At 59.3% G+C, this 18745-nt stretch carries 15 protein-coding genes; 13 read left to right on the forward strand and 2 right to left on the reverse strand.

Features of this window, described 5'->3' with window-relative positions:
• The first annotated feature begins 37 nt into the window (after positions 1–37).
• The 6 genes from AB7828_RS30470 (at position 38) to AB7828_RS30495 (ending at position 8730) form a co-directional block, all read left to right on the forward strand.
• Positions 38–1768 (forward strand): hydantoinase B/oxoprolinase family protein, encoded by a 1731-nt coding sequence (locus AB7828_RS30470; RefSeq protein WP_441232083.1) that lies wholly within the window; start codon positions 38–40, stop codon positions 1766–1768.
• A 271-nt stretch (positions 1769–2039) separates the two neighbouring features.
• Positions 2040–3665: an ABC transporter substrate-binding protein gene (locus tag AB7828_RS30475; RefSeq protein ID WP_441232084.1), complete on the forward strand. Its 1626-nt coding sequence runs from the start codon at positions 2040–2042 to the stop codon at positions 3663–3665.
• A gap of 86 nt (positions 3666–3751) precedes the next feature.
• On the forward strand, positions 3752–4759 hold the full coding sequence (locus AB7828_RS30480; protein WP_441232085.1) for an ABC transporter permease: 1008 nt from the start codon (positions 3752–3754) through the stop codon (positions 4757–4759).
• Positions 4756–5601: an ABC transporter permease gene (locus tag AB7828_RS30485; RefSeq protein WP_441232086.1), complete on the forward strand. Its 846-nt coding sequence runs from the start codon at positions 4756–4758 to the stop codon at positions 5599–5601. The genes AB7828_RS30480 and AB7828_RS30485 overlap by 4 nt, the downstream gene beginning before the upstream one ends.
• Positions 5598–7265: a dipeptide ABC transporter ATP-binding protein gene (locus tag AB7828_RS30490; RefSeq protein WP_441232087.1), complete on the forward strand. Its 1668-nt coding sequence runs from the start codon at positions 5598–5600 to the stop codon at positions 7263–7265. The genes AB7828_RS30485 and AB7828_RS30490 overlap by 4 nt, the downstream gene beginning before the upstream one ends.
• Before the next feature lie 238 nt (positions 7266–7503).
• Positions 7504–8730: an aspartate aminotransferase family protein gene (locus tag AB7828_RS30495; protein ID WP_441232088.1), complete on the forward strand. Its 1227-nt coding sequence runs from the start codon at positions 7504–7506 to the stop codon at positions 8728–8730.
• A gap of 110 nt (positions 8731–8840) precedes the next feature.
• Here the strand turns inward: AB7828_RS30495 and AB7828_RS30500 are convergent, their stop codons facing one another.
• The gene (locus AB7828_RS30500; protein WP_441232089.1) at positions 8841–9326 is read right to left on the reverse strand and encodes a thioesterase family protein; all 486 of its coding nucleotides are present in this window, start codon (positions 9324–9326) and stop codon (positions 8841–8843) included.
• A gap of 40 nt (positions 9327–9366) precedes the next feature.
• A complete protein-coding gene (locus AB7828_RS30505) occupies positions 9367–10152 on the reverse strand; it encodes an IclR family transcriptional regulator (RefSeq protein WP_441232090.1) in 786 nt (261 codons plus the stop codon).
• A 220-nt stretch (positions 10153–10372) separates the two neighbouring features.
• On the opposite strand from AB7828_RS30505, the gene AB7828_RS30510 reads away from it, so the two are divergent.
• The 7 genes from AB7828_RS30510 to AB7828_RS30540 all read left to right on the forward strand — a co-directional run bounded on the left by AB7828_RS30510 (position 10373) and on the right by AB7828_RS30540 (position 18666).
• The gene (locus AB7828_RS30510; protein ID WP_441232091.1) at positions 10373–11524 is read left to right on the forward strand and encodes an ABC transporter substrate-binding protein; all 1152 of its coding nucleotides are present in this window, start codon (positions 10373–10375) and stop codon (positions 11522–11524) included.
• Between the two features lie 35 nt (positions 11525–11559).
• Positions 11560–12435, forward strand: coding sequence for a branched-chain amino acid ABC transporter permease (locus tag AB7828_RS30515; RefSeq protein WP_441232092.1), 876 nt, complete (start codon positions 11560–11562; stop codon positions 12433–12435).
• A 3-nt stretch (positions 12436–12438) separates the two neighbouring features.
• Positions 12439–13407, forward strand: coding sequence for a branched-chain amino acid ABC transporter permease (locus tag AB7828_RS30520; RefSeq protein WP_441232093.1), 969 nt, complete (start codon positions 12439–12441; stop codon positions 13405–13407).
• A complete protein-coding gene (locus AB7828_RS30525) occupies positions 13404–14141 on the forward strand; it encodes an ABC transporter ATP-binding protein (RefSeq protein WP_441232094.1) in 738 nt (245 codons plus the stop codon). The genes AB7828_RS30520 and AB7828_RS30525 overlap by 4 nt, the downstream gene beginning before the upstream one ends.
• Positions 14128–14835: an ABC transporter ATP-binding protein gene (locus tag AB7828_RS30530; protein ID WP_441232095.1), complete on the forward strand. Its 708-nt coding sequence runs from the start codon at positions 14128–14130 to the stop codon at positions 14833–14835. Before AB7828_RS30525 ends, AB7828_RS30530 begins: the two co-directional genes overlap by 14 nt.
• A gap of 82 nt (positions 14836–14917) precedes the next feature.
• On the forward strand, positions 14918–16561 hold the full coding sequence (locus AB7828_RS30535) for a hydantoinase B/oxoprolinase family protein (RefSeq protein ID WP_441232096.1): 1644 nt from the start codon (positions 14918–14920) through the stop codon (positions 16559–16561).
• Between the two features lie 26 nt (positions 16562–16587).
• Positions 16588–18666 carry a hydantoinase/oxoprolinase family protein gene (locus AB7828_RS30540; protein ID WP_441232097.1) on the forward strand — a complete coding sequence of 693 codons (2079 nt, stop codon included), beginning with the start codon at positions 16588–16590 and terminating at the stop codon, positions 18664–18666.
• The last annotated feature ends 79 nt before the right edge of the window (positions 18667–18745 follow it).

Here is an 18745-nt window from a genome sequence, read left to right on the forward strand (position 1 = left end):
GACCTTCTATACGACCGAAGCCTGACTGGGTGAAATTATGAACAGCACAACCGCAATCCAATTCGATCCCGTTCAGCTGGCGATCCTGCAGCGGCAACTCGACCACATCAGCCTGCAGATGGGCGCGATCATGATCCGCACCGCCCGGAGCCCGATCTTCAGCCAGAGCCACGATTTTTCCTGCTTCCTGAGCAACGCGAATGGCGAAACGGTCGCGCAGGCAGACGGTCTCCCGATCCATTCCGGAAGCGGCGGCTTCGCCGTACGCGCTCTCCTGCGTGATTTCAAGGGGCGGATCGACGACGAGGACGTCTTCATTCTCAGCGACCCATATACTGCAGGCGGCAATCACCTGCCGGACTGGACCGTTGTCCGCCCTGTGTTTGTCGGTGATGCGCTCGTCGGGTTCTGTACCAATCGCGCGCATCAGTCCGACATCGGTGGCGGCGCCGCAGGCACTTATAATGCTGCGGCAACCGAGATCTTCCACGAAGGCATTCGGCTGCCGGTCCTCAAGCTGGTTGAGAAGGGCAACCTGCGCGACGATCTGTGGCGCTTGCTTCTGCTCAATTCCCGCTGCCCGGATCTGATGGAGGGTGATCTAGGTGCGATGATCGGTTCGACACGCATAGGTGCAACGCGGATGGCTGAGGTGATCACGCAGTTCGGCGTGCACGAGGGCAATGCCTATCTGACCGCACTGCTCGATTATGGCGAGCGGCGGATGCGTCAAGCCATCTCCGAATTGCCGGACGGCACATGGAGCGCCATGGACGTCAGTGACAACGACTGCTTCGAAAGCGTCGATGTCGAGACTCGTGTGAAGGTTACGATTGGCGGAGATACAATCACCTTCGACTTCACGGGGACGTCGCCGCAGATCAAGGGCTTCAAGAACAGCGGCATCGCTAATACGCATTCGTCCGTTTACTGCGCGTTATCGTCGTTCCTGGACCCGGCGATTCCGCGCAACGAAGGCGTCTATCGCTGTGTGAGGATCATAGCTCCCGAAGGTACGACGGTGAATTGCTTGCCGCCGGCTCCGATGACGATGAACACCGTGTTTCCGGCCATCGATATCATGAACGCCTGCTGGGGTGCGTTGGGCCAGGCCGATCCGGACCGGGCCTGCGCCAGCTGGGGTAAGTCGGTCTACGGTATTTCGGCAGGCACCAAGCCGACGGGCGGAGTATTCGTGCTGTATCACTGGCACGGAAGCTCGGGCGGGGGAGCGCTCAAGGGCCGCGATGGCTTCCCGACATCAAGCCACCAGATGACCCTCGGCGGGATGTTCATCCCGAATGTAGAGACGTACGAGCAATCCTATCCGCTTCGCGTGCACAAGTATCAGATGCGTACGGACACGGGCGGAGCAGGGCAATTCCGGGGGGGCACGGGTGTCGATTATGTGGCTGACATTCTTGTGGGCGGCGAGCATCTGCTGCGCGGTGAAGGGTCCCGCAAGCCCACTGGTACAGGAACGAATGGCGGCGGTTGGGGTGCGAAGGGATCGATGCGGACTTTCGATCTTGCGACTGGCGAGGAATTTCACAGCCCCCAATACGGCGTGCAGCAGGTCAAGCCGTTCAAGCTGGTCATCGAAGCGTCGGCCGGAGGCGGCTGGGGCCACCCGCATCAGCGCGACCCGCAGGCCGTACTTCGTGACGTTCGCGATGAGCTCGTGTCGCCCGAACAGGCGGCGCAAGTCTATGGCGTCGAGATCTCATCAGATCGCAAGTCGATCTTATCGACGGCGGCGAGGCGCTAAGGCGGCGACGACCGATCGTGGTGAGGTCAATCGTCCGCCGCGATCGTCGCATGAACTTTGGAACCGTGGACAAGGCTGCAACGGTCGGGAGTGAGAAGAGCGATCTGATGGCAGATCGTTGACTGGACGGGGACCGCATAACTGCGCGTCTAAGAGCGAATATAGATTTCGGCGGTCGGATCGCTGCCGCCGACCGCGGAGCCGTGCAGCAAGACACGCGCCATTCAAAAATAAAGCCAACCAGAAAACAGAGTGGAACAGAGGGACAAACATGAAGATTGATCGTCGCCAGTGTCTTCAGGGTGCGGCCGGGCTCGCCGTTGGAAGCCTGCTCGGTAGTTCGGCCACTAGTACCATTGCGATGGCGCAGTCGCGTGCGGACACTTTCCGTCATGTGACCGGCGCCACATTCACGTCTCTGGACCCGTCACTTCAGGGGGCAACCCGCGAAAGTCCGCCGCTAACAATGAACATCTACGACCGCCTGGTCGCTTTCGAGCGAAAGCCCACCGCGGGCGGCTACGTCTTTGACTTCGACAACATCCGCGGTGAACTCGCCGACCGCTTTGAGCGATCGGCGGATGGCACGCGCATCACGTTCCACCTCCGTGAAGGCGCGACCTGGCACGATGGCTCGACTGTCGAGGCCGCGGACGTCAAATGGTCGCTCGATCGTGCGGTTACGACGCCAAACCTCGGAAAGGCGCAACTCGCCAACGGCTCGGTGACCAGCACCGATCAGATTAAGGTCGTCGGCGAGCGCCAGGTCGAGATCAACCTGCCCAAGCCGGACCGTTTGGCGGTGGCGACACTGTGCGTGCCGTTCCTGCCGATCTACAACAGCAAGCTCGCAAAACAGCATGCGACGGTTGACGATCCATGGGCCATGACGTGGCTGAAGGAGAACACGGCAGCGGGCGGTGCGTATCTCGTCGAGAACCATCGGCCGGGCCAGCAGTTGACGCTCAAGCGTAACGACAAATGGAAGAACGGTCCGGGCGGCAAGCTTCCGGCGTTCCAGCGCATCATCGTCCAAACCATTCCTGACGTGTCCGCACGCGCCAGTCTTGTCGAGCGCGGCGATGCCGATCTCACGCTCGATGCCGCGGCAAGCGACATTCCTGGGATCGAACAGCGCGGCCGCGCGCGGGTGTTCTCCATCCCGCAGACGAACGTGTTCCAGTGCGTGTCGTTCAATACCACGGTAGCGCCGTTCAACGATGTCAAGCTGCGCAGGGCAATCGCTATGGCATTGCCATATGACGACATGTTCAAGGCGGCTATCTTCGGCCGCGGTAAGAAACTCTACGGCGCGACGTGGACCGAACCGAGCGAGCCCTCGCTGATGCAACCGATGCCGAACCGTTACGATCTCGATTTGGCCAAGAAACTTCTCACAGAAGCGGGTCATGGCGGCGGGCTGAAAACGTCATTCGCGTTTCCTGCTAGCGTCGCAGCTACGGTCGAACCGATGGCGGCTCTGATCAAGGAGAGCCTCTCAAGAATCGGCATCGAGGTTGCGATCCAGAAACTGCCGGATGCTCAATTCACGACTAATGTGGTCGAAAGGCGGCTCGCGATGTTCTTCGACTTCGGTACGTCATGGCTGCCTTCGCCGGACTACTTCACCCGAGTTTTCTTTTCGGGCACCGGGCGCTGGAACTCGAGCGGATGGAATGATCCGGAAGTGCTGAAGCTCGCAGAGGAATCGCGATTCGCGCTCGACCAGGCAGACTACGATTCGAAAATGTTGCGCGTGGTGAAGATGTTCGCCGATGCAGATCCGGTCGCAATGCTATGGAGTCCTAATCATGACGCCGTCATTGGAAAAGATATCGATGGTTATACGTACTGGTTTCATCGCAATGCGGACTATCGCGATCTGATGCGCAAGTGACCGCGCATTGCGAAGATGCGACACCACAACGCGTTTCACCTAACATCGTGGCAGGCCTGATCATGCGCGCAATTGCGAATATATCCATGCGTGTCGGCCAACGGATGCTCTCATCCGTGCCGGCGCTTCTCGGTGTGGTAGTCTTCACATTCCTGCTAATGCGGGTATTACCTGGTGATCCAGCCGCCTTTTTCTCGTCGGACCCGAACGCGGGTGTCGAAGAGATCGCGCGGCTCCGCACTGCGATGGGCCTTGACAAGCCGCTTCCAATTCAACTCGGCATCTATCTACACGACATAGGTACAGGTAATCTCGGTCGTTCGATGTCGACTGGACAGACTGTACTAGTCGATCTCAAAGAGCGTCTGCCAGCGTCGCTGGAGCTCACATTCGTCGCCCTAGCCTTGGCGCTCTCGCTATCGATACCACTCGGAATTCTTGCTGCGTTGAAGCAAGGCTCCATCATCGATCACACGGTGCGGTTCATATGCTCGCTGGGCGTCTGCGTTCCGACATTCGTGTGCGGCTTGGTGCTGATCTATGTGTTCTATGTCGTGCTTGGCGTCGCGCCGGACCCAACCGGCCGAATCGGCGCGTTTGATGCACCACCGCCCGGTATCACTGGTCTGTTGCTGATCGACTATCTTCTCGTTGGTGATCTCGATAGCTGGCGCTCGGCAGCTTCGCAGCTGATCCTTCCAGCCTCGACCATGGCGTTATTCGTTCTCGCGCCGCTCTCGCGTATGACGCGCGCCTCGATGTTGGCCTCACTTGGCAGTGACTTCATCAGGACGGCGCATTCCATCGGACTGTCACGCTGGAAAGTAATCGTCGCTTACGGGCTGCGTAATGCATTGTTGCCGGTGATCACGATTAGCGGCGTGGTATTCTCTACCATGCTTGGTGCCAACGTTCTGGTTGAGAAGGTGTTCGCCTGGCCAGGCGTCGGTTCCTACGCACTCGATGCGTTGTTGGCATCGGACTATGCGCCGGTGCAGGGCTTCGTTCTGCTGATGGCAACGATCTTCGTACTGGTGAACCTGATCATCGACACTCTGTATGGCATTGCAGACCCAAGGGTGTCGATCCGATGACAGCAGCCGCAAATCACATCGTCTGGGTCGTTCGCGGCAACCCCGTCACGGGTATCGCGGCGGCTGGCTTCCTCGTCTTGCTTCTTCTGGGGGCATTCGGGCCGTGGCTCCAGCCGTTCGATCCTATCGTCACCAATGTGACCATGGCGCTGCAGCCGCCGTCTGCGGTACATCTGGCGGGAACAGATCAGTTGGGCCGTGACATTCTTAGCCGCCTGATCGCCGCGACGCGTCTCGATCTGATGATCGCAGCTTCAGCGGTTGCCCTCTCTTTCGTGGTCGGCACCGTGATCGGCAGCGTGGGCGGCTATATCGGCGGGCGCGTGGACCGGGTCATCGGCAGCATCGTCGATGTCCTAATGGCGTTCCCGCTGTTTGTAATGGCCATGGCGATGGTTGCCGTGCTCGGCAATCGCGTGGAGAACATCGTCATTGCGACGGCTTTCATCAATTTACCTTTCTATATTCGTTTCGCCCGCGCGGAAGTGAATGTGCGCCGGAATCTCGGCTGGGTTGAGGCCGCTCGGGCCTGCGGCGATAGCCATCTCAGCATCATTCTGAACTCGCTCATTCCTAACATCCTCCCAGCCATGGCGGTCCAGATTTCGCTAAATCTTGGTTGGGCTATTCTCAACGCCGCTGGCTTATCGTTTCTTGGCCTCGGCGTGACGGCTCCGACTCCCGAATGGGGGATCATGGTCGCCGAGGGGGCGCGGTTCATCTTGTCCGGCCAGTGGTGGCTCGTAGCGTTTCCGGGAGCGGCACTGATGCTGACCGTCCTTTGCTTTAATCTGCTCGGCGACGGGCTCCGCGATATTCTCGACCCACGGATGCGCACATGAACGAATTCCTGCTACGTGTATCAAATCTGGAGGTCGAATTTGCAACGCGTCATGGAGTTGTCAGCGCAGTGCGCGGCGTATCGATGGGCTTGAATCCTGGCGGAACGCTAGGCATCGTAGGCGAAAGTGGATCAGGAAAGTCCGTCACGGCCTACGCGATTACGAGGCTTCTGGATCGCGCCGGGAAGGTGACGGCTGGAAAGATCGAATTTGGCGGGCGGGACTTGCTGTCGTTGAGCGAGGCAGATATGCGCAGGCTCCGCGGACCAGCCGTTTCGATGATCTTTCAAAATGCACGTGCCGCGTTGAACCCAATTCGGACCGTGGGTCAGCAATTGACGGATGCGCTGGCGGCCCATACAGCGTTGAGCAAGTCGCAGCAGCAGGAACGGTCTCTCGGCCTTCTACGCGACGTCATGCTCAGCGACGTCGGACGCATCTTGAGGTCGTATCCTCACGAGCTATCCGGGGGAATGTGCCAGCGCGTGATGATCGCGCTGGCCATCGCCTGTAATCCGAAGTTGCTCATTGCAGACGAAGCCACGACGGGGTTGGACGTGACGACGCAGAAGGTTGTCATGGACCTTCTGGCAAAAATCGCCGCTGAACGCGGAATGGGGGTCATTCTCATCACCCACGACTTGGGCCTCGCGGCACGATATTGCAACGATATCTGCGTTATGCAGCAAGGGAAGGTGGTCGAGGCGGCTTCGGTCGAGGAAGTATTTCTGAATCCGCAACACCCGTACACTCGAAAGCTCGTTGCCGCATCGCCGACCGCGACATCGACGATCAATCAATTGGTTGGCGAAGACGGGTCACCACCCGTGGAAAACGTCGTCCGTCTTCCGAAGCTACCCCTTGGAACACCGCCTTTGTTGGAATTGCTGCGTGTGCAAAAGGTCTATGATGAGTTCAAGGCGGTGGACGGTGTCTCATTCCAACTACGACAAGGCGAGAGCATCGGATTGGTAGGCGAGTCCGGTTCCGGAAAGAGCACGATATCCCGACTGGTTACGCGCCTGATCGACAAGACTGACGGGACTATCAACTTCAACGGCGTCAATATCGGCGATATTTCGTCCGCCCGGTTCAATTCGCATCCGCTACGCCGCGAGATTCAAATCGTCTTCCAGGATCCGCACGAGAGCCTAAACCCGCGCTATTCCGCCTTCGATTGCATTGCGCACCCATTGCGAACGCTGAGAATCGATGATCGGAAAGGGCAGCTGAAGCAGAGGGTGGAAGAGTGTGCAGAGCGGGTCGGCTTGCCGCACGAGCTGCTGTCGCGCTTTCCGCATCAGCTATCTGGCGGGCAGAAGGCGCGCGTAGGGATCGCCCGAGCGATAGCGACCCGTCCGAAATTACTTGTATTGGACGAACCGACTGCTGCGCTCGACGTATCAGTGCAGGCTGTCGTTCTGAAACTCTTGGACACCCTTAGGCGCGAGGAGGGACTCGCGTTCCTATTTGTCAGTCACGATCTCAATGTCGTGCGGATGCTGTGCGAGAGGATCATCGTTCTAAAGGCGGGTGCGGTCGTCGAAGAGGAGAGTGCCGACAAGATATTCACTAGTGCGAGTTCGGAGTACACGCGCGAGCTCCTTGCAGCGATCCCCAGTTTTGTGGCTGGTCCGATCCGGAAAGAGATGCAGTTCTCGTAGTTGTAGTCTCACACATGCAAGCCCATTTCGAGCGGATAGAGTGTGTGCGCCAGAAAAGCGTCGCTGCGAAAGCTGCGGCGCCACTTGGAAGCGACGACCGTGATCATCGATATCACGGTAATGGATTTGATAGCTGAAAGATAAAAGAATGTATCCGAACGATCACAAGAAGTCCGGCGATCTTTATCAGAGAGCTCGGAAGAGCCTCCCGGGCGGAAACACCCGAACGACGGTCTTTATGAAGCCGTTTCCCATTTACGCGGCCCGTGGGTCCGGTTGCCGCATATGGGACGTCGATGGAAACGAGTTCATCGATTGCATCAACAACTTCACATCGTTGATCCATGGCCATGTGCAACCTTCGCTCACCGAGGCTGCGGTAAAGCAGCTGGCGCTCGGCACCGCTTTCGGAATGCCGACGGAGTCCGAAATCATTCTGGCGGAGCTGCTGGCCTCGCGATTGCCGTCCGTCGAGCAACTACGGTTCACGAATTCCGGAACGGAAGCCGTCATGATGGCGCTTAAGGCGGCGCGCGCCCATACGGGACGTCCAAAGATCGCGAAATGCGAGGGCGCTTATCACGGGTCTTACGACTACGCGGAGGTCAGCCTAGATTCGTCACCGTCGGACTGGGGTGCAAACACGCCCGTTTCTGTTCCGTATGCGAAAGGGACTCCTGCAAACGTGCTTGTGGACGTGGTCACGATCCCCTTCAACGATCCTGAAGCGGCTGTCAGCATCATCCGCGAACACGGCGCAGAATTGGCCGCCGTTCTTGTCGATCCGATGCCGAACCGAGCAGGCCTCGTACCGGCCGAAAAGGATTATCTGGCAGCATTGCGCAAAGCGACGCAGGAAGTCGGTGCGCTGCTGATTCTGGACGAGGTCATCGCGTTCCGCCTCGGTTTCCGGGGCGCCCAAGGCCTTTGGGGCATCGATCCGGATTTGACCACACTGGGCAAGGTGATTGGAGGCGGCTTCCCGGTCGGCGCCGTCGGTGGCAAAGCAGAGTTCATGGCGGTCTTCGATCCTTCTTCCGGGAAGCCGTTGCTCCCTCATGGCGGCACGTTCTCGGCCAATCCCGTGACGATGCGTGCGGGCATCGCTGCGCTCGAATTGCTGGACGAGGCCGCCTTCGAACGTCTCGACCAGATCGGGCAGGCCGTTCGGGACAGCATCAATACCAACTTCGAGGAATTCGGTGTTCCTGGTTGCGCTGTTGGCCGCGGCTCTTTGCTTCGCGTGCATTTTACGGATCGCCATGTCCGCGATTACCGATCCGCTTATGCCAATCCTTTGGAGACTAGGCGGCTTGGTCGTTTCGTGGCGACGCTGCTTGACCACGGGGTGATTGCGGCAAGCACCGGTCTGATGGCACTGTCGCTGCCGATGACGGACGTCGATATCGATGCCATCAATAGCGCCTGCGCCGCGGGCGTAAAGGCCGCGGCATCGGTCAGCTGAGGTCGGCGACGTTTCAGCGGCGGCAGAAAGACGGCGGAGCTGCGATGGTTCGCAGGCCGACGTCGCTCGATCCTGATAGCCGGGTTGGAGACGGGCGGATGCGAGCGGGTTCACGCACCTTTTTGCATCGAAATTCGTCGTCCGATGCCGTGCGGTAGTCCTGCAAGGCGATGGCGCTCGACAATCTCCTGCAGGTGGGCCTGCATCTTGTCGCTGAATGGAACGACCTTGCGCAGGTTGAGGTCAACATGAAGCGACATGTTCTCGGAAGCAGCTGCTAGCCATCCGTCGCGTGCATGGCGAAGCTCCCGGAACGTATGAAGGCGCTTGGCATCGGCTCCAACCAGGTGAACGGTGACCCGCACCGGATCGTGAACCTGTAGCTCCTTGATGTATCGAATGTGACATTCAGCAGCGAAAGTGGAGTGGCCGGTTGCTTTGACATAGTCTGGACCGAGGCCGAACTGCGACCAGAATTCGTCGGACGCGCGATCGAGCAAGACGTGATAATAGGCCATGTTCAAGTGACCGTTATAATCGATCCAGCTTGGATTCACGGTCATCTCGGACGATACGAAAGCAGAAGCAGCGCTCATCAATATTCCTGTTAGTTGTCGCTCGACGAATGCTGCGCGGTCAGGCTCGTGACTTGATGCTTGCGCCAATCGACAGAGATTTCGCAAGAGTGTCCGCGGTTTCACGCAAGGCTTGAAGATGCTGTGACATCTTTTTATCCATGATGCGGTCAATCGGCCCGCTAATTGCCACAGAATACATGACGCTCCCTCCGGGGAGGACGATAGGACAGGCGAGGGCTGCTGATCCTTCGTAGATCTCCCCGACGCATGAGGCATAGCCCTGCGCTCGCACGACAGCCAGTTCCTTCTCGATCCAGCGTCGACTGTTGTGAGTCTGGCTGGTGGGTTTCGGCAAGTCTTGAGAAAGCGCCTCGGCAATCAACGTTTTGGACTGAAAGGCCATAATAGCCTTGCCAGAGGCGGCAGCGTTGACCGGCATTTCGAGCCCCTCGGTGACGTGTTGTCTCCATTTCCCGTTCGGCGCTTGCGACACGGCGACGAAGACCTGCGAACCTATCAGGCGAGCAAGGAAACACGCTTCGGACGTCGCCTCAGATAATGCACGCAGCTGGGGGCCTGCCAGCGATGTGAGCCATCCATCTTCTGCGCTCATATGAAGCAAGCGAGTGACCCGCTCGCCCAGTTCATAGGTCCGTGCGGCATGTCCTTCCTGTACCAAGTTTGAGCGGACGAGGGCCTTTAAAAGCCGATGGGATGTCGCTTTCGGAAGGTCAAGGATCGATGAAACGTCGGCGGCCGTGATTGCTCCGGAGAAGGATGCGATCAGTTCGAGCACATCGAAATATCGCGTCAACGGGCCGGGAGATTCGTCTTCTGTGGGCATTTGAGCTGCATCACCGTCAAGCTGGATTACTACATCGAGAGTTAAGTGAGTTTACGATGCACCGCAACAGCAATGGGCACATGCTTGTTTCTGAGGCGTCTTCGAACGTTCTCTGTTCGCAACTGCACCATCGAACAAACTTGACACTGATTTCCATAATCCATACGGTCTCGATATTCGAGATAAAGTATCGAAAAGTGAGACATCTGAGGAGAGCCGTATGGAGATCACTCGCAAGAATTTTCTGAAGTCGATGGCGGCGGTTGCGATCGCTCCACTCGTTGGCGTGTCCGCGCATGCGCAGGATGCAGACATTGTTGTGGGCGCGACAGTGCCGATGACGGGTCCTCTCTCGCTCACGGGTTTGCAGTACTACAACACCCTTCGTCTTGCGGAGGAGGACATCAACAAGGCCGGCGGTATCAAGGGTCGTAAGATCAAGATCGCCTTTGAGGATACGCAAGCAACGAACAGCGCTGCGGTGAATGCCTACGTGAAGGTGGCGCAAGAGAAGAAGCCGGCTTTCTTCTTCCTGTCGAGCTATTCGACCCAGAACCTTGCGGTCTCTCCCGAGGTCAAGAAGGGACAGGTTCCGTCGATGTATGCAGGCGGTGTTGATTCCATTGCCGAGGCTGGCAACGAATGGATGTTCCGCATTCGCCCGGCCGACAGCCTTGCCGCCGTCGGCATGGTCGATTGTGTCGTCAACGTTCTGGACGCCAAGAAGGTTGGCATTCTCTACGTCCAGAATGACTTTGGTCAGGGTGGCGCACAGGCTGCGACCAAAGCGCTGGAAGCGCGAGGCGTCGCAGTGGTGGGCAAAGAAGCTTACGGACAGAACGACAAGGACTTTTCAGCGCAGGTCATCAATCTCCGCAACAAGGGGGTCGATGCCGTTCTGCTCTTCAACCACCCGCAGGACGGTGCGTTGCTGCTGCGGCAATACAAGTCGCTCGGCATGAAGGCGCCGCTGGTCGGCTCGTCATCGCTCTATGTGACCGCAGCGCTCCAGCTTCTGTCGGCCTCCGATCTTGCCAATACCTTGTGCGTCATGGACGCTCTGGTCGATCCCGCGGTCAGCCCCCGCATGAAGGACTTCATTGACCGCTACAAGACGAAATTCAACACCGACCCCGATCCATATGGTCTCGCCTATTATGACGGTGCCATGCTGATGGCCGAAGCGATGCGTCAGGTCGGGCTGGAGCCTGCGGCTCTGCGCCAGTGGTTCCTCAGCAACAAGGGTTGGGAGGGAATCGCCCATAACTATGCATTCGATAGCAAAGGCAACGGCGTCCACGAGGTCGTCATCGTCAAGCCGAAGGCCGGTACGAAGACGCTCGAATTCGTGAAGAAGGTTCAGCCGACCTGATTAGGTCGGTCTGTGTCCCTGTTACCGAGGTAGTAATGGCAGATCTCATTCAGCTCACCATCAACGGACTGGCCATCGGGGGCGTTTATGCCCTCGCTGCCATCGGCTTCGTGCTGGTGTACGAGGCGACAGGCGTCGTCAATTTCGCGGCTGGTCAGTTCGTTATGTTCGGCACCTTTGCCGGGGTCGTGACGCTCGTCAATGCACAGCTTCCATGGCCAATCGCTTATGTCGTCGCGCTGCTGGCGATGGGCGCGTTTGGCGCCATTTTCTTCATCACCGTCTATTGGCCGCTGCGGGTGAGCCCTGCGGTCACCGTCATCATCGCAACGGTCGCGATCAGCATTACCATGCAGAATGCGGCACTGCTCGCTTTCGGGTCGTGGCCGGTGCGCATCCCGTCGCCGATCGAAGGCATGACCGTCGAGTTCGGTGGTGCTGTGGTCTCACTTCACACGTTGATGGCACTGGCCGTCACCGCGCTACTAGTGGGCGGTTTGTGGTTTCTGCTGCATCGAACCGGATTCGGCATCGGTATGCGGGCCGTGGCGCAAGACGTCCAGGCGGCGCGGCTAATGGGCTTGAAGGTAAATCGGGTGCTTGCAATGTCGTGGATTCTCGGCGCGCTGCTCGCAGGCGCTGCGGGCCTTCTATTGGGGCCAATGTGGTTCGCCGACGTTAATATGGGCGATCCGGTTGCGCTGAAAGCTTTCGCTGCCACCATCATCGGCGGCTTCGGCAGCCTGCCTGGTGCGGTTGTCGGTGGTCTGTTTGTCGGATTGAGTGAGGTACTCGGCGCCTCTTACGTCTCCTCTGCTTACAAGGACCTGATTTCCTTCGGCATCATGATCGCCTTCCTGTTCGTGCGTCCGCAAGGGATGTTCGGCGAGAAGATCCAGGATAGGGGATAATCGATGCGCCTCCTTGGATCGTTCGGTCTTCCCGCTCTTATTCTCGTGGTCGGCGCAGCGATGTCACTAGCTCTGCCCGAATATCACCTGCGACTTCTCAACCTCTCGCTGATCTCGGCCATCGCCGTGATCGGACTCAATGTCGCCTTCGGGTATGCCGGTTTGATCTCGCTCGGCCATGCTGCATTTGTCGGGGTCGGTGCCTATTTGTCAGCATTGCTGACGACGCGGGCAGGGCTGTCGCCATGGCTGGCTCTCGCAGTTGCCGTCGTAGCGACCACCGCGTTCGCCACCGCGGTGGGAACCCCGTTGCTGCGTCTCAAGGGGCATTACCTGGCTCTCGCGACTCTCGGTCTCAACGTGTCCTTCGTCATCGTGGCCTCGAACTGGATCGAGGTTACTGGCGGTACGAATGGCGTATCGCAGATCCCGGCGTTACACGTGCTGCATTTCGCAGTGGAGGACGAGCGATCGTTCCTGTGGTTGGCATTGGTATGTCTATCCGTGACCGTCGTTCTGGCGACGCTGTTGCATCGGTCGCGTTATGGACGTGCCCTGATCGCCGTGCGCGACGATGAACTGGCCTCCGAGATGACGGGGCTTGATACCACGCGGCTGAAGTTGATCGCTTTCGCGATCTCGGCGGCGTGCGCTGCATTCGCCGGCTCACTGTTTGCCTTCCACATCCGGTTCATCTCACCGGAAGACTTCAATTACGCGCATTCCATCACCTATCTGGCGATGCTCATCGTGGGCGGCGAGGGGACGATCCTGGGGGCGATCCTTGGCTCCATACTGCTGACCTTCCTTCCGGAATGGCTGCGTTTCCTCGGCAATGCCTATCTCGCTCTGTTTGGTCTGCTGATGTTCGCCGTTCTCGTCTTCCTTCCGACCGGCATCGTCGGCCTGCGCAAGTACGCGAAAGCCTGGTCAGGGCATCGCCGAGCTGAAACTGCGGAGGTGCGCTCATGACCATTCTTGATGCACGCGCCATCAGCAAGCGCTACGGCGGACTTGCGGCATTGACCGATGTCGATGTGAGCGTTGCTCCCGGTCAGTTCGTCGCGATCATCGGTCCCAATGGCGCTGGGAAGTCGACGCTGCTGAATGTGCTCACCGGCCTGGTCGTCCCCGATCGTGGATCGGTCACGTTGGGTGGCCAGGAGATTACACGCATGGCCACCAACCGGCGGGTGAGGGCGGGGCTCGGCCGGACGTTCCAGCACGGACGCACGTTTCGGCGTCTGACAGTGCTTGAAAACGTCATGGTTGGCGCGGCGTTGGAGAGCAAAGCGAACGAGCGGGATTTGCGCGAGAAGTCGCTTCAGGTTCTTGATCAACTGGGTCTGGCAGACATTGCGCACGAGTCGATAGGCAAACTCTCCTACGGCCACCGCCGTATGGTCGAGCTCGCGCGCTCGGTTGCGTGCGAACCTAAGGTCCTGCTTCTCGACGAGCCTGCCGCCGGTCTCAATTCGGCGGAAGTCGACCTTCTTGTCGAACGCCTGTCGCATCTGCGCGAACAACACCAGCTCGCCGTCGTGCTCATCGAGCACAATATGGGCATGGTCATGCGCCTTGCCGAGCGGATCTTCGTTCTAAATTTCGGACAGAAGATCGCCGAGGGAACGCCAGTCGAAATCCAATCCGACCCCGCCGTTCTGTCGGCTTATCTGGGCGAGGGATACGTTCATGCTCGTCTGTAACAAATTGACCATTGCACATGGCGACGTTGTCGCGGTGTCGGATGTCGATCTCGAGGTTCGCGCTGGCGAGACAGTTGCGCTGATTGGTGCCAACGGTGCCGGTAAGACAACGCTGCTGCACACGATCTCCGGGCTCAATAGGGTGCGCACGGGCGACATCGCATTTGAAGGCAAATCGATCCTATCAATGCCGACAGATCGCCGCGTTTCTCTCGGCATTTCGCAGTCGCCGGAAGGCCGCAAGATCTTTCCGGGATTGACAGTCGAGGAAAACCTCGTTGTCGCGACGGCGAGCTGGAAGAGCTGGCGGCAATCCTGCGCCGAAGATCTCGACCGGGTGTTTCAGCTGTTTCCGCGCTTGAAGGAGCGGCGATCGCAGCTCGGCTGGTCATTGTCCGGCGGCGAGCAGCAGATGCTGGCCATCAGCCGTGCGCTGATGGCACGTCCGCGGCTGCTGTTGCTCGACGAGCCCTCTCTCGGTTTGGCGCCGCGTCTCGCCGAAGAAGTCTATGAGCGTGTGAAAGTCATCGCAGATACGGGGCTGACGATCCTTGTGGTCGAGCAGAACACCGTGTTGGCACTCGCGGTGGCCGACCGGGCCTATGTTCTTGAAGCTGGCCGGATTGTCTTGAACGGCACCGCGGCCGAACTGCGCAACGATCCGCGTGTGCGCGAAGCCTATCTCGGTCGTTGAAAAGCAGGCGCCGTGTGCCTCGCATGCGGCCCGTTACAAATTCGAACATTTATCGGAAACAGCAAGTCTGTAGGTCAAAAAAATGAAACCGTCCGTCGATCCGATTACCCGGTCCGTGGTTCAGCATCGCCTTACATCCATCGTCACGGAGATGGGAGAAGCAATGCTCAGGACATCCTACTCTCAGATTCTGAACTCCAGCAGAGATTTCTCAATCGCTATCTGCGACACGAACGCGCGGCTCGTGGCGCAGGCCGATCACATTCCGATTCACGTTGGCGCATTGCCATGGGCAACGCGTGCGGTCGAGGAACGGTTCGACGATGTCGCCCCAGGCGACGTCATTTTGTTGAACGACCCGTATCATGGCGGCAGCCATCTGCAAGACATGACGATCTTCGTTCCGATCTTCGATCAGGGCAAGCGACTGTTCTGGACCATCGTGCGTGCGCACCTCAGCGATGTCGGCGGCGCGACCTATGGCGGCTACAATCCGAAGGCAACGGAGATATGGCAGGAAGGCATTCGCATTCCGCCGATCAAGATCTATGAAGCTGGCAAGCGCCGCGGCGATATCATCGATATGCTGGCGCTGAATGTCCGCAATCCGCGCGACTTCCACGGCGACTTCTCGGCCATGATCGGCGCAGCCCATCTTGGCGAACGTCGTCTCGCCAGCCTGTTCAAGGAACTGAGCGCGCCGGTGGTGCATCAGGCGATCGAGATGATCCTCGATTCCGCCGAAACGCGCACGCGGAACATCGTTTCGTCCTGGAAGGATGGGGTGTTCCATGGCGAAGCCTTCCTCGACGATGACGGACGCGGCCGCGAGAACATCCGCATCGCCGCCACGGTGACCAAGAAGGGATCGGATATCGAGATCGATCTCTCTGCCTCCGATCCGCAGACCGACAGTTTCGTCAATTCATCCCACGCAAATATGCAAGCCGCCTGCGTAATGGCCTTTGCCTATCTCATCGACGCCGACGTGCCGAAGAATGCTGGGTCGCTGCGTCTTTTACGGGTGAAGGCGAAGCGCGGCACGGTGGTCTGGTCCGATGAAGGTCTGCCCGTCAGCTTTTGCACCAGTCACCCGTCGAACGAGATCATCGAAGCGATCGTCAAGGCTATGGCGCAGTGCTGTCCTGATCGCGCGATGGCTGGCTGGGGCCGTCGTTTCCGGATCGCTATCCAGGGCGAAAATCCCCGCACCGGACGCCAGTTCATTTGGCACATGTTCCAGGCGCGCCCCGGCGGGGGCGCGTCGTCCGGCGGCGACGGCTGGTCGTCGATCGGCGAATGGCATTCGGTGGGCGGCATCAAATTCGGCAGTATCGAAGTCGCCGAAGCGCGCTTCCCGCTGTTGTTCCGGCATCACGAATTCCTCGCTAATTCCGGGGGTGATGGTCAGTTCCGCGGTGGCCTCGGTGTCGCGCTCGATCTCGTCGTTCAGACCGAGAAGCCGGCGATCGCCAATACGGCGGGCGAGGGCGTGCGTCACGGATCATGCGGCCTGCTCGGCGGCAGTGATAGCGCCCCGCATCGCTACAGCCTGCTATCCGAAGGACAACCGGGACGCGCACTTGCCACCAAGGAAATTGGCATCGAAGTGTTGCCGGGCGACTGCTTTGAGGTTCGCTCGTCCGGCGGCGGCGGCTGGGGATCGCCTGAGTTGCGATCAGAGGCGGCGCGGAAGCTCGACCGCGAACTTGGCTATGTGAATTGATTTGAAGTGAAACACGGGTTCATAACATGTTGACTATCGGAATCGACGTCGGCGGCACCTACACCGATCTCGTCGCAATCGACGGAGCCGGTCGCACGGTTTTCGCCAAATCGCCATCGACCCCACAGGACCAGTCGGTCGGCGTCATGGTCGGCCTCGAAGAGCTTGCGCGACGCCTCGATATGTCGCGCGAGCAATTGCTCGCCAGGGCCGAACGCATTGTCCATGGCACGACGGTCGCCACCAATGCGTTGCTCGAGCGCAAGGGCGCCAAGGTTGCGCTGCTCACCACCGCGGGCCATCGCGACGTGATCGAGATGCGCGAAGGCTTGAAGGGCAATCGCTATGATCTTCGTTCGCCGCCGCCGGCGCCGCTGGTGCCCCGCAATTTCCGTTTTGGTGTCCGCGAGCGCATCGGCGCACAGGGCGAGGTGATTGTTCCTCTGGATCAAGATTCGGTCGGTGAAGCGATTGAAGCCATTCGTGCGTCAGGCGCGACCTCGGTGGCGCTGTGCTTCCTGCACTCCTACACCAATCCCGCGCATGAGATCGCCGTGGCCGAACGTCTTGCCCGCGATCTGCCGCATGTCAGCGTGTCGCGGTCGTCGGATGTATTGCCGCAGATTAAGGAGTTCGAACGCGTCTCGACGACCATCGTCAACGCTTATGTCGAACCGGCCGTGCGTCACTATCTCCAGGGCCTGAAGAAGCGCCTCGCTGAGGCCGGCTTTGGCGGCAGCCTCTTCATCATTCTGTCTCATGGCGGCATGGCGCCTGTTGAAGATGCGTGGCGGCTCGCAGCCGGCACGGTGCTGTCCGGTCCCGCGGGCGGCATTTCGGGAAGCCGTCGCTGCGCGGAGCTCGCGGGCATTCCGGACCTCGTTCCGTTCGATATGGGCGGCACCAGCACGGATATCTCTCTGATCGCCAACGGTGCCGCGTCGCTCTCGGCGGATGGCGGGCTCGCGGATCAGCGCATCGCTTTGCGTAGCCTCGATATCGCCAGCATTGCGGCCGGAGGTGGCTCTATTGCCAGCGTCGATGCCAGCGGCATCTTCCGTGTCGGGCCCGAAAGTGCAGGCTCCGTCCCGGGTCCTGCCTGCTATGGCAATGGCGGCCGAGCGCCGACGGTGACGGACGCCAATCTGATTCTTGGCTATCTCGATGCCGACAACTTCATGGGCGGTCGCCGCCCGCTTAATATGCCGGACTGCGAAGCTGCGCTCGACCGATTGGCGGCTACGCTCGAATTGCCGCGCGACCAAGCCGCAGCTGGCGTCTACCGTCTGGTCAATCTGGCGATGGCTGACGGCATCCGCCTGACTACCTTGAAGCGCGGCGTCGATCCTCGTCGGTTCACGCTGCTCTCTTTTGGTGGCGCAGCCGGCATCCATGCGGCGGAGGTGGCGCGCGAACTGGAGATGGAACGGATCATCGTTCCAACCGAGGCATCGGTACTCTCGGCCTGGGGCATGCTCACCAGTGATCTGCGCTACGAAATGAGCCGCACACATTATCGAGCCGACGGTGAGAGCGCGGAGGAGCAGATCCGCAAGATGTTCTCGGAACTCGAACAGCAGGCCGTCGAACGGCTTCGTGCCTGGTTCCCTGGTGAGATGAAGATCGAGCGTTCTGCCGAGATGCGCTACGGAGAACAGGTCTTCGAAGTCGACGTGTCGCTGTCTGATATCGATTTCGGTGCGCCCGACTTCATGAGCGAGATCGAACGCCGGTTCCATCAGGCGCATGAAGATCTCTACACTTACTCGTTGCCCGATGAAGAAGTCGTGCTGGTGAACGGCCGCGTCGCGGCCGTCGGAGTCATCCCGCGCATGGAAGATCAGGTTGGGACGATCACGCCTGTACCAGTTCAGCCGCTCAAGAAACGCAATGCATTCTTCGGCGAATGGAAGGAGGTTGATGTCTATGCGGCCGAGAAGCTCGTTCCGGGCAATGTCATTCATGGGCCGGCGATCATCGAAGCAGAAACAACAACGGTCCTCGTTAATTCCGGGGACATCGTCACCGTCAATGCGCGCAAATGGCTCGACATTAAGGTCGCAAAGGCCGTGCGCCTCGAGAACGAGGCGTTCCTTTCGGCTTGAAACAACGAACCGGCGCGGATCGCGTGACGTGCGCCGGTTACCAAAAGCATCAAGTGCCCACAATGACATTGATCGACGT

Origin of the sequence: Tardiphaga sp. 215_C5_N2_1, assembly GCF_052076055.1 — a bacterium.
Lineage (GTDB): Bacteria > Pseudomonadota > Alphaproteobacteria > Rhizobiales > Xanthobacteraceae > Tardiphaga > Tardiphaga robiniae.

Coding starts and splice junctions, on each gene's coding strand:
- AB7828_RS30495 (WP_441232088.1), top strand. CDS start 7,504: ATGAAGCCGTTTCCCATTTACGCGGCCCGTGGGTCCGGTTGCCGCATA.
- AB7828_RS30490 (WP_441232087.1), top strand. CDS start 5,598: ATGAACGAATTCCTGCTACGTGTATCAAATCTGGAGGTCGAATTTGCA.
- AB7828_RS30510 (WP_441232091.1), top strand. CDS start 10,373: ATGGAGATCACTCGCAAGAATTTTCTGAAGTCGATGGCGGCGGTTGCG.
- AB7828_RS30525 (WP_441232094.1), top strand. CDS start 13,404: ATGACCATTCTTGATGCACGCGCCATCAGCAAGCGCTACGGCGGACTT.
- AB7828_RS30530 (WP_441232095.1), top strand. CDS start 14,128: ATGCTCGTCTGTAACAAATTGACCATTGCACATGGCGACGTTGTCGCG.
- AB7828_RS30515 (WP_441232092.1), top strand. CDS start 11,560: ATGGCAGATCTCATTCAGCTCACCATCAACGGACTGGCCATCGGGGGC.
- AB7828_RS30475 (WP_441232084.1), top strand. CDS start 2,040: ATGAAGATTGATCGTCGCCAGTGTCTTCAGGGTGCGGCCGGGCTCGCC.
- AB7828_RS30500 (WP_441232089.1), bottom strand. CDS start 9,326: ATGAGCGCTGCTTCTGCTTTCGTATCGTCCGAGATGACCGTGAATCCA.
- AB7828_RS30480 (WP_441232085.1), top strand. CDS start 3,752: ATGCGTGTCGGCCAACGGATGCTCTCATCCGTGCCGGCGCTTCTCGGT.
- AB7828_RS30505 (WP_441232090.1), bottom strand. CDS start 10,152: ATGCCCACAGAAGACGAATCTCCCGGCCCGTTGACGCGATATTTCGAT.
- AB7828_RS30540 (WP_441232097.1), top strand. CDS start 16,588: ATGTTGACTATCGGAATCGACGTCGGCGGCACCTACACCGATCTCGTC.
- AB7828_RS30520 (WP_441232093.1), top strand. CDS start 12,439: ATGCGCCTCCTTGGATCGTTCGGTCTTCCCGCTCTTATTCTCGTGGTC.
- AB7828_RS30470 (WP_441232083.1), top strand. CDS start 38: ATGAACAGCACAACCGCAATCCAATTCGATCCCGTTCAGCTGGCGATC.
- AB7828_RS30485 (WP_441232086.1), top strand. CDS start 4,756: ATGACAGCAGCCGCAAATCACATCGTCTGGGTCGTTCGCGGCAACCCC.
- AB7828_RS30535 (WP_441232096.1), top strand. CDS start 14,918: ATGAAACCGTCCGTCGATCCGATTACCCGGTCCGTGGTTCAGCATCGC.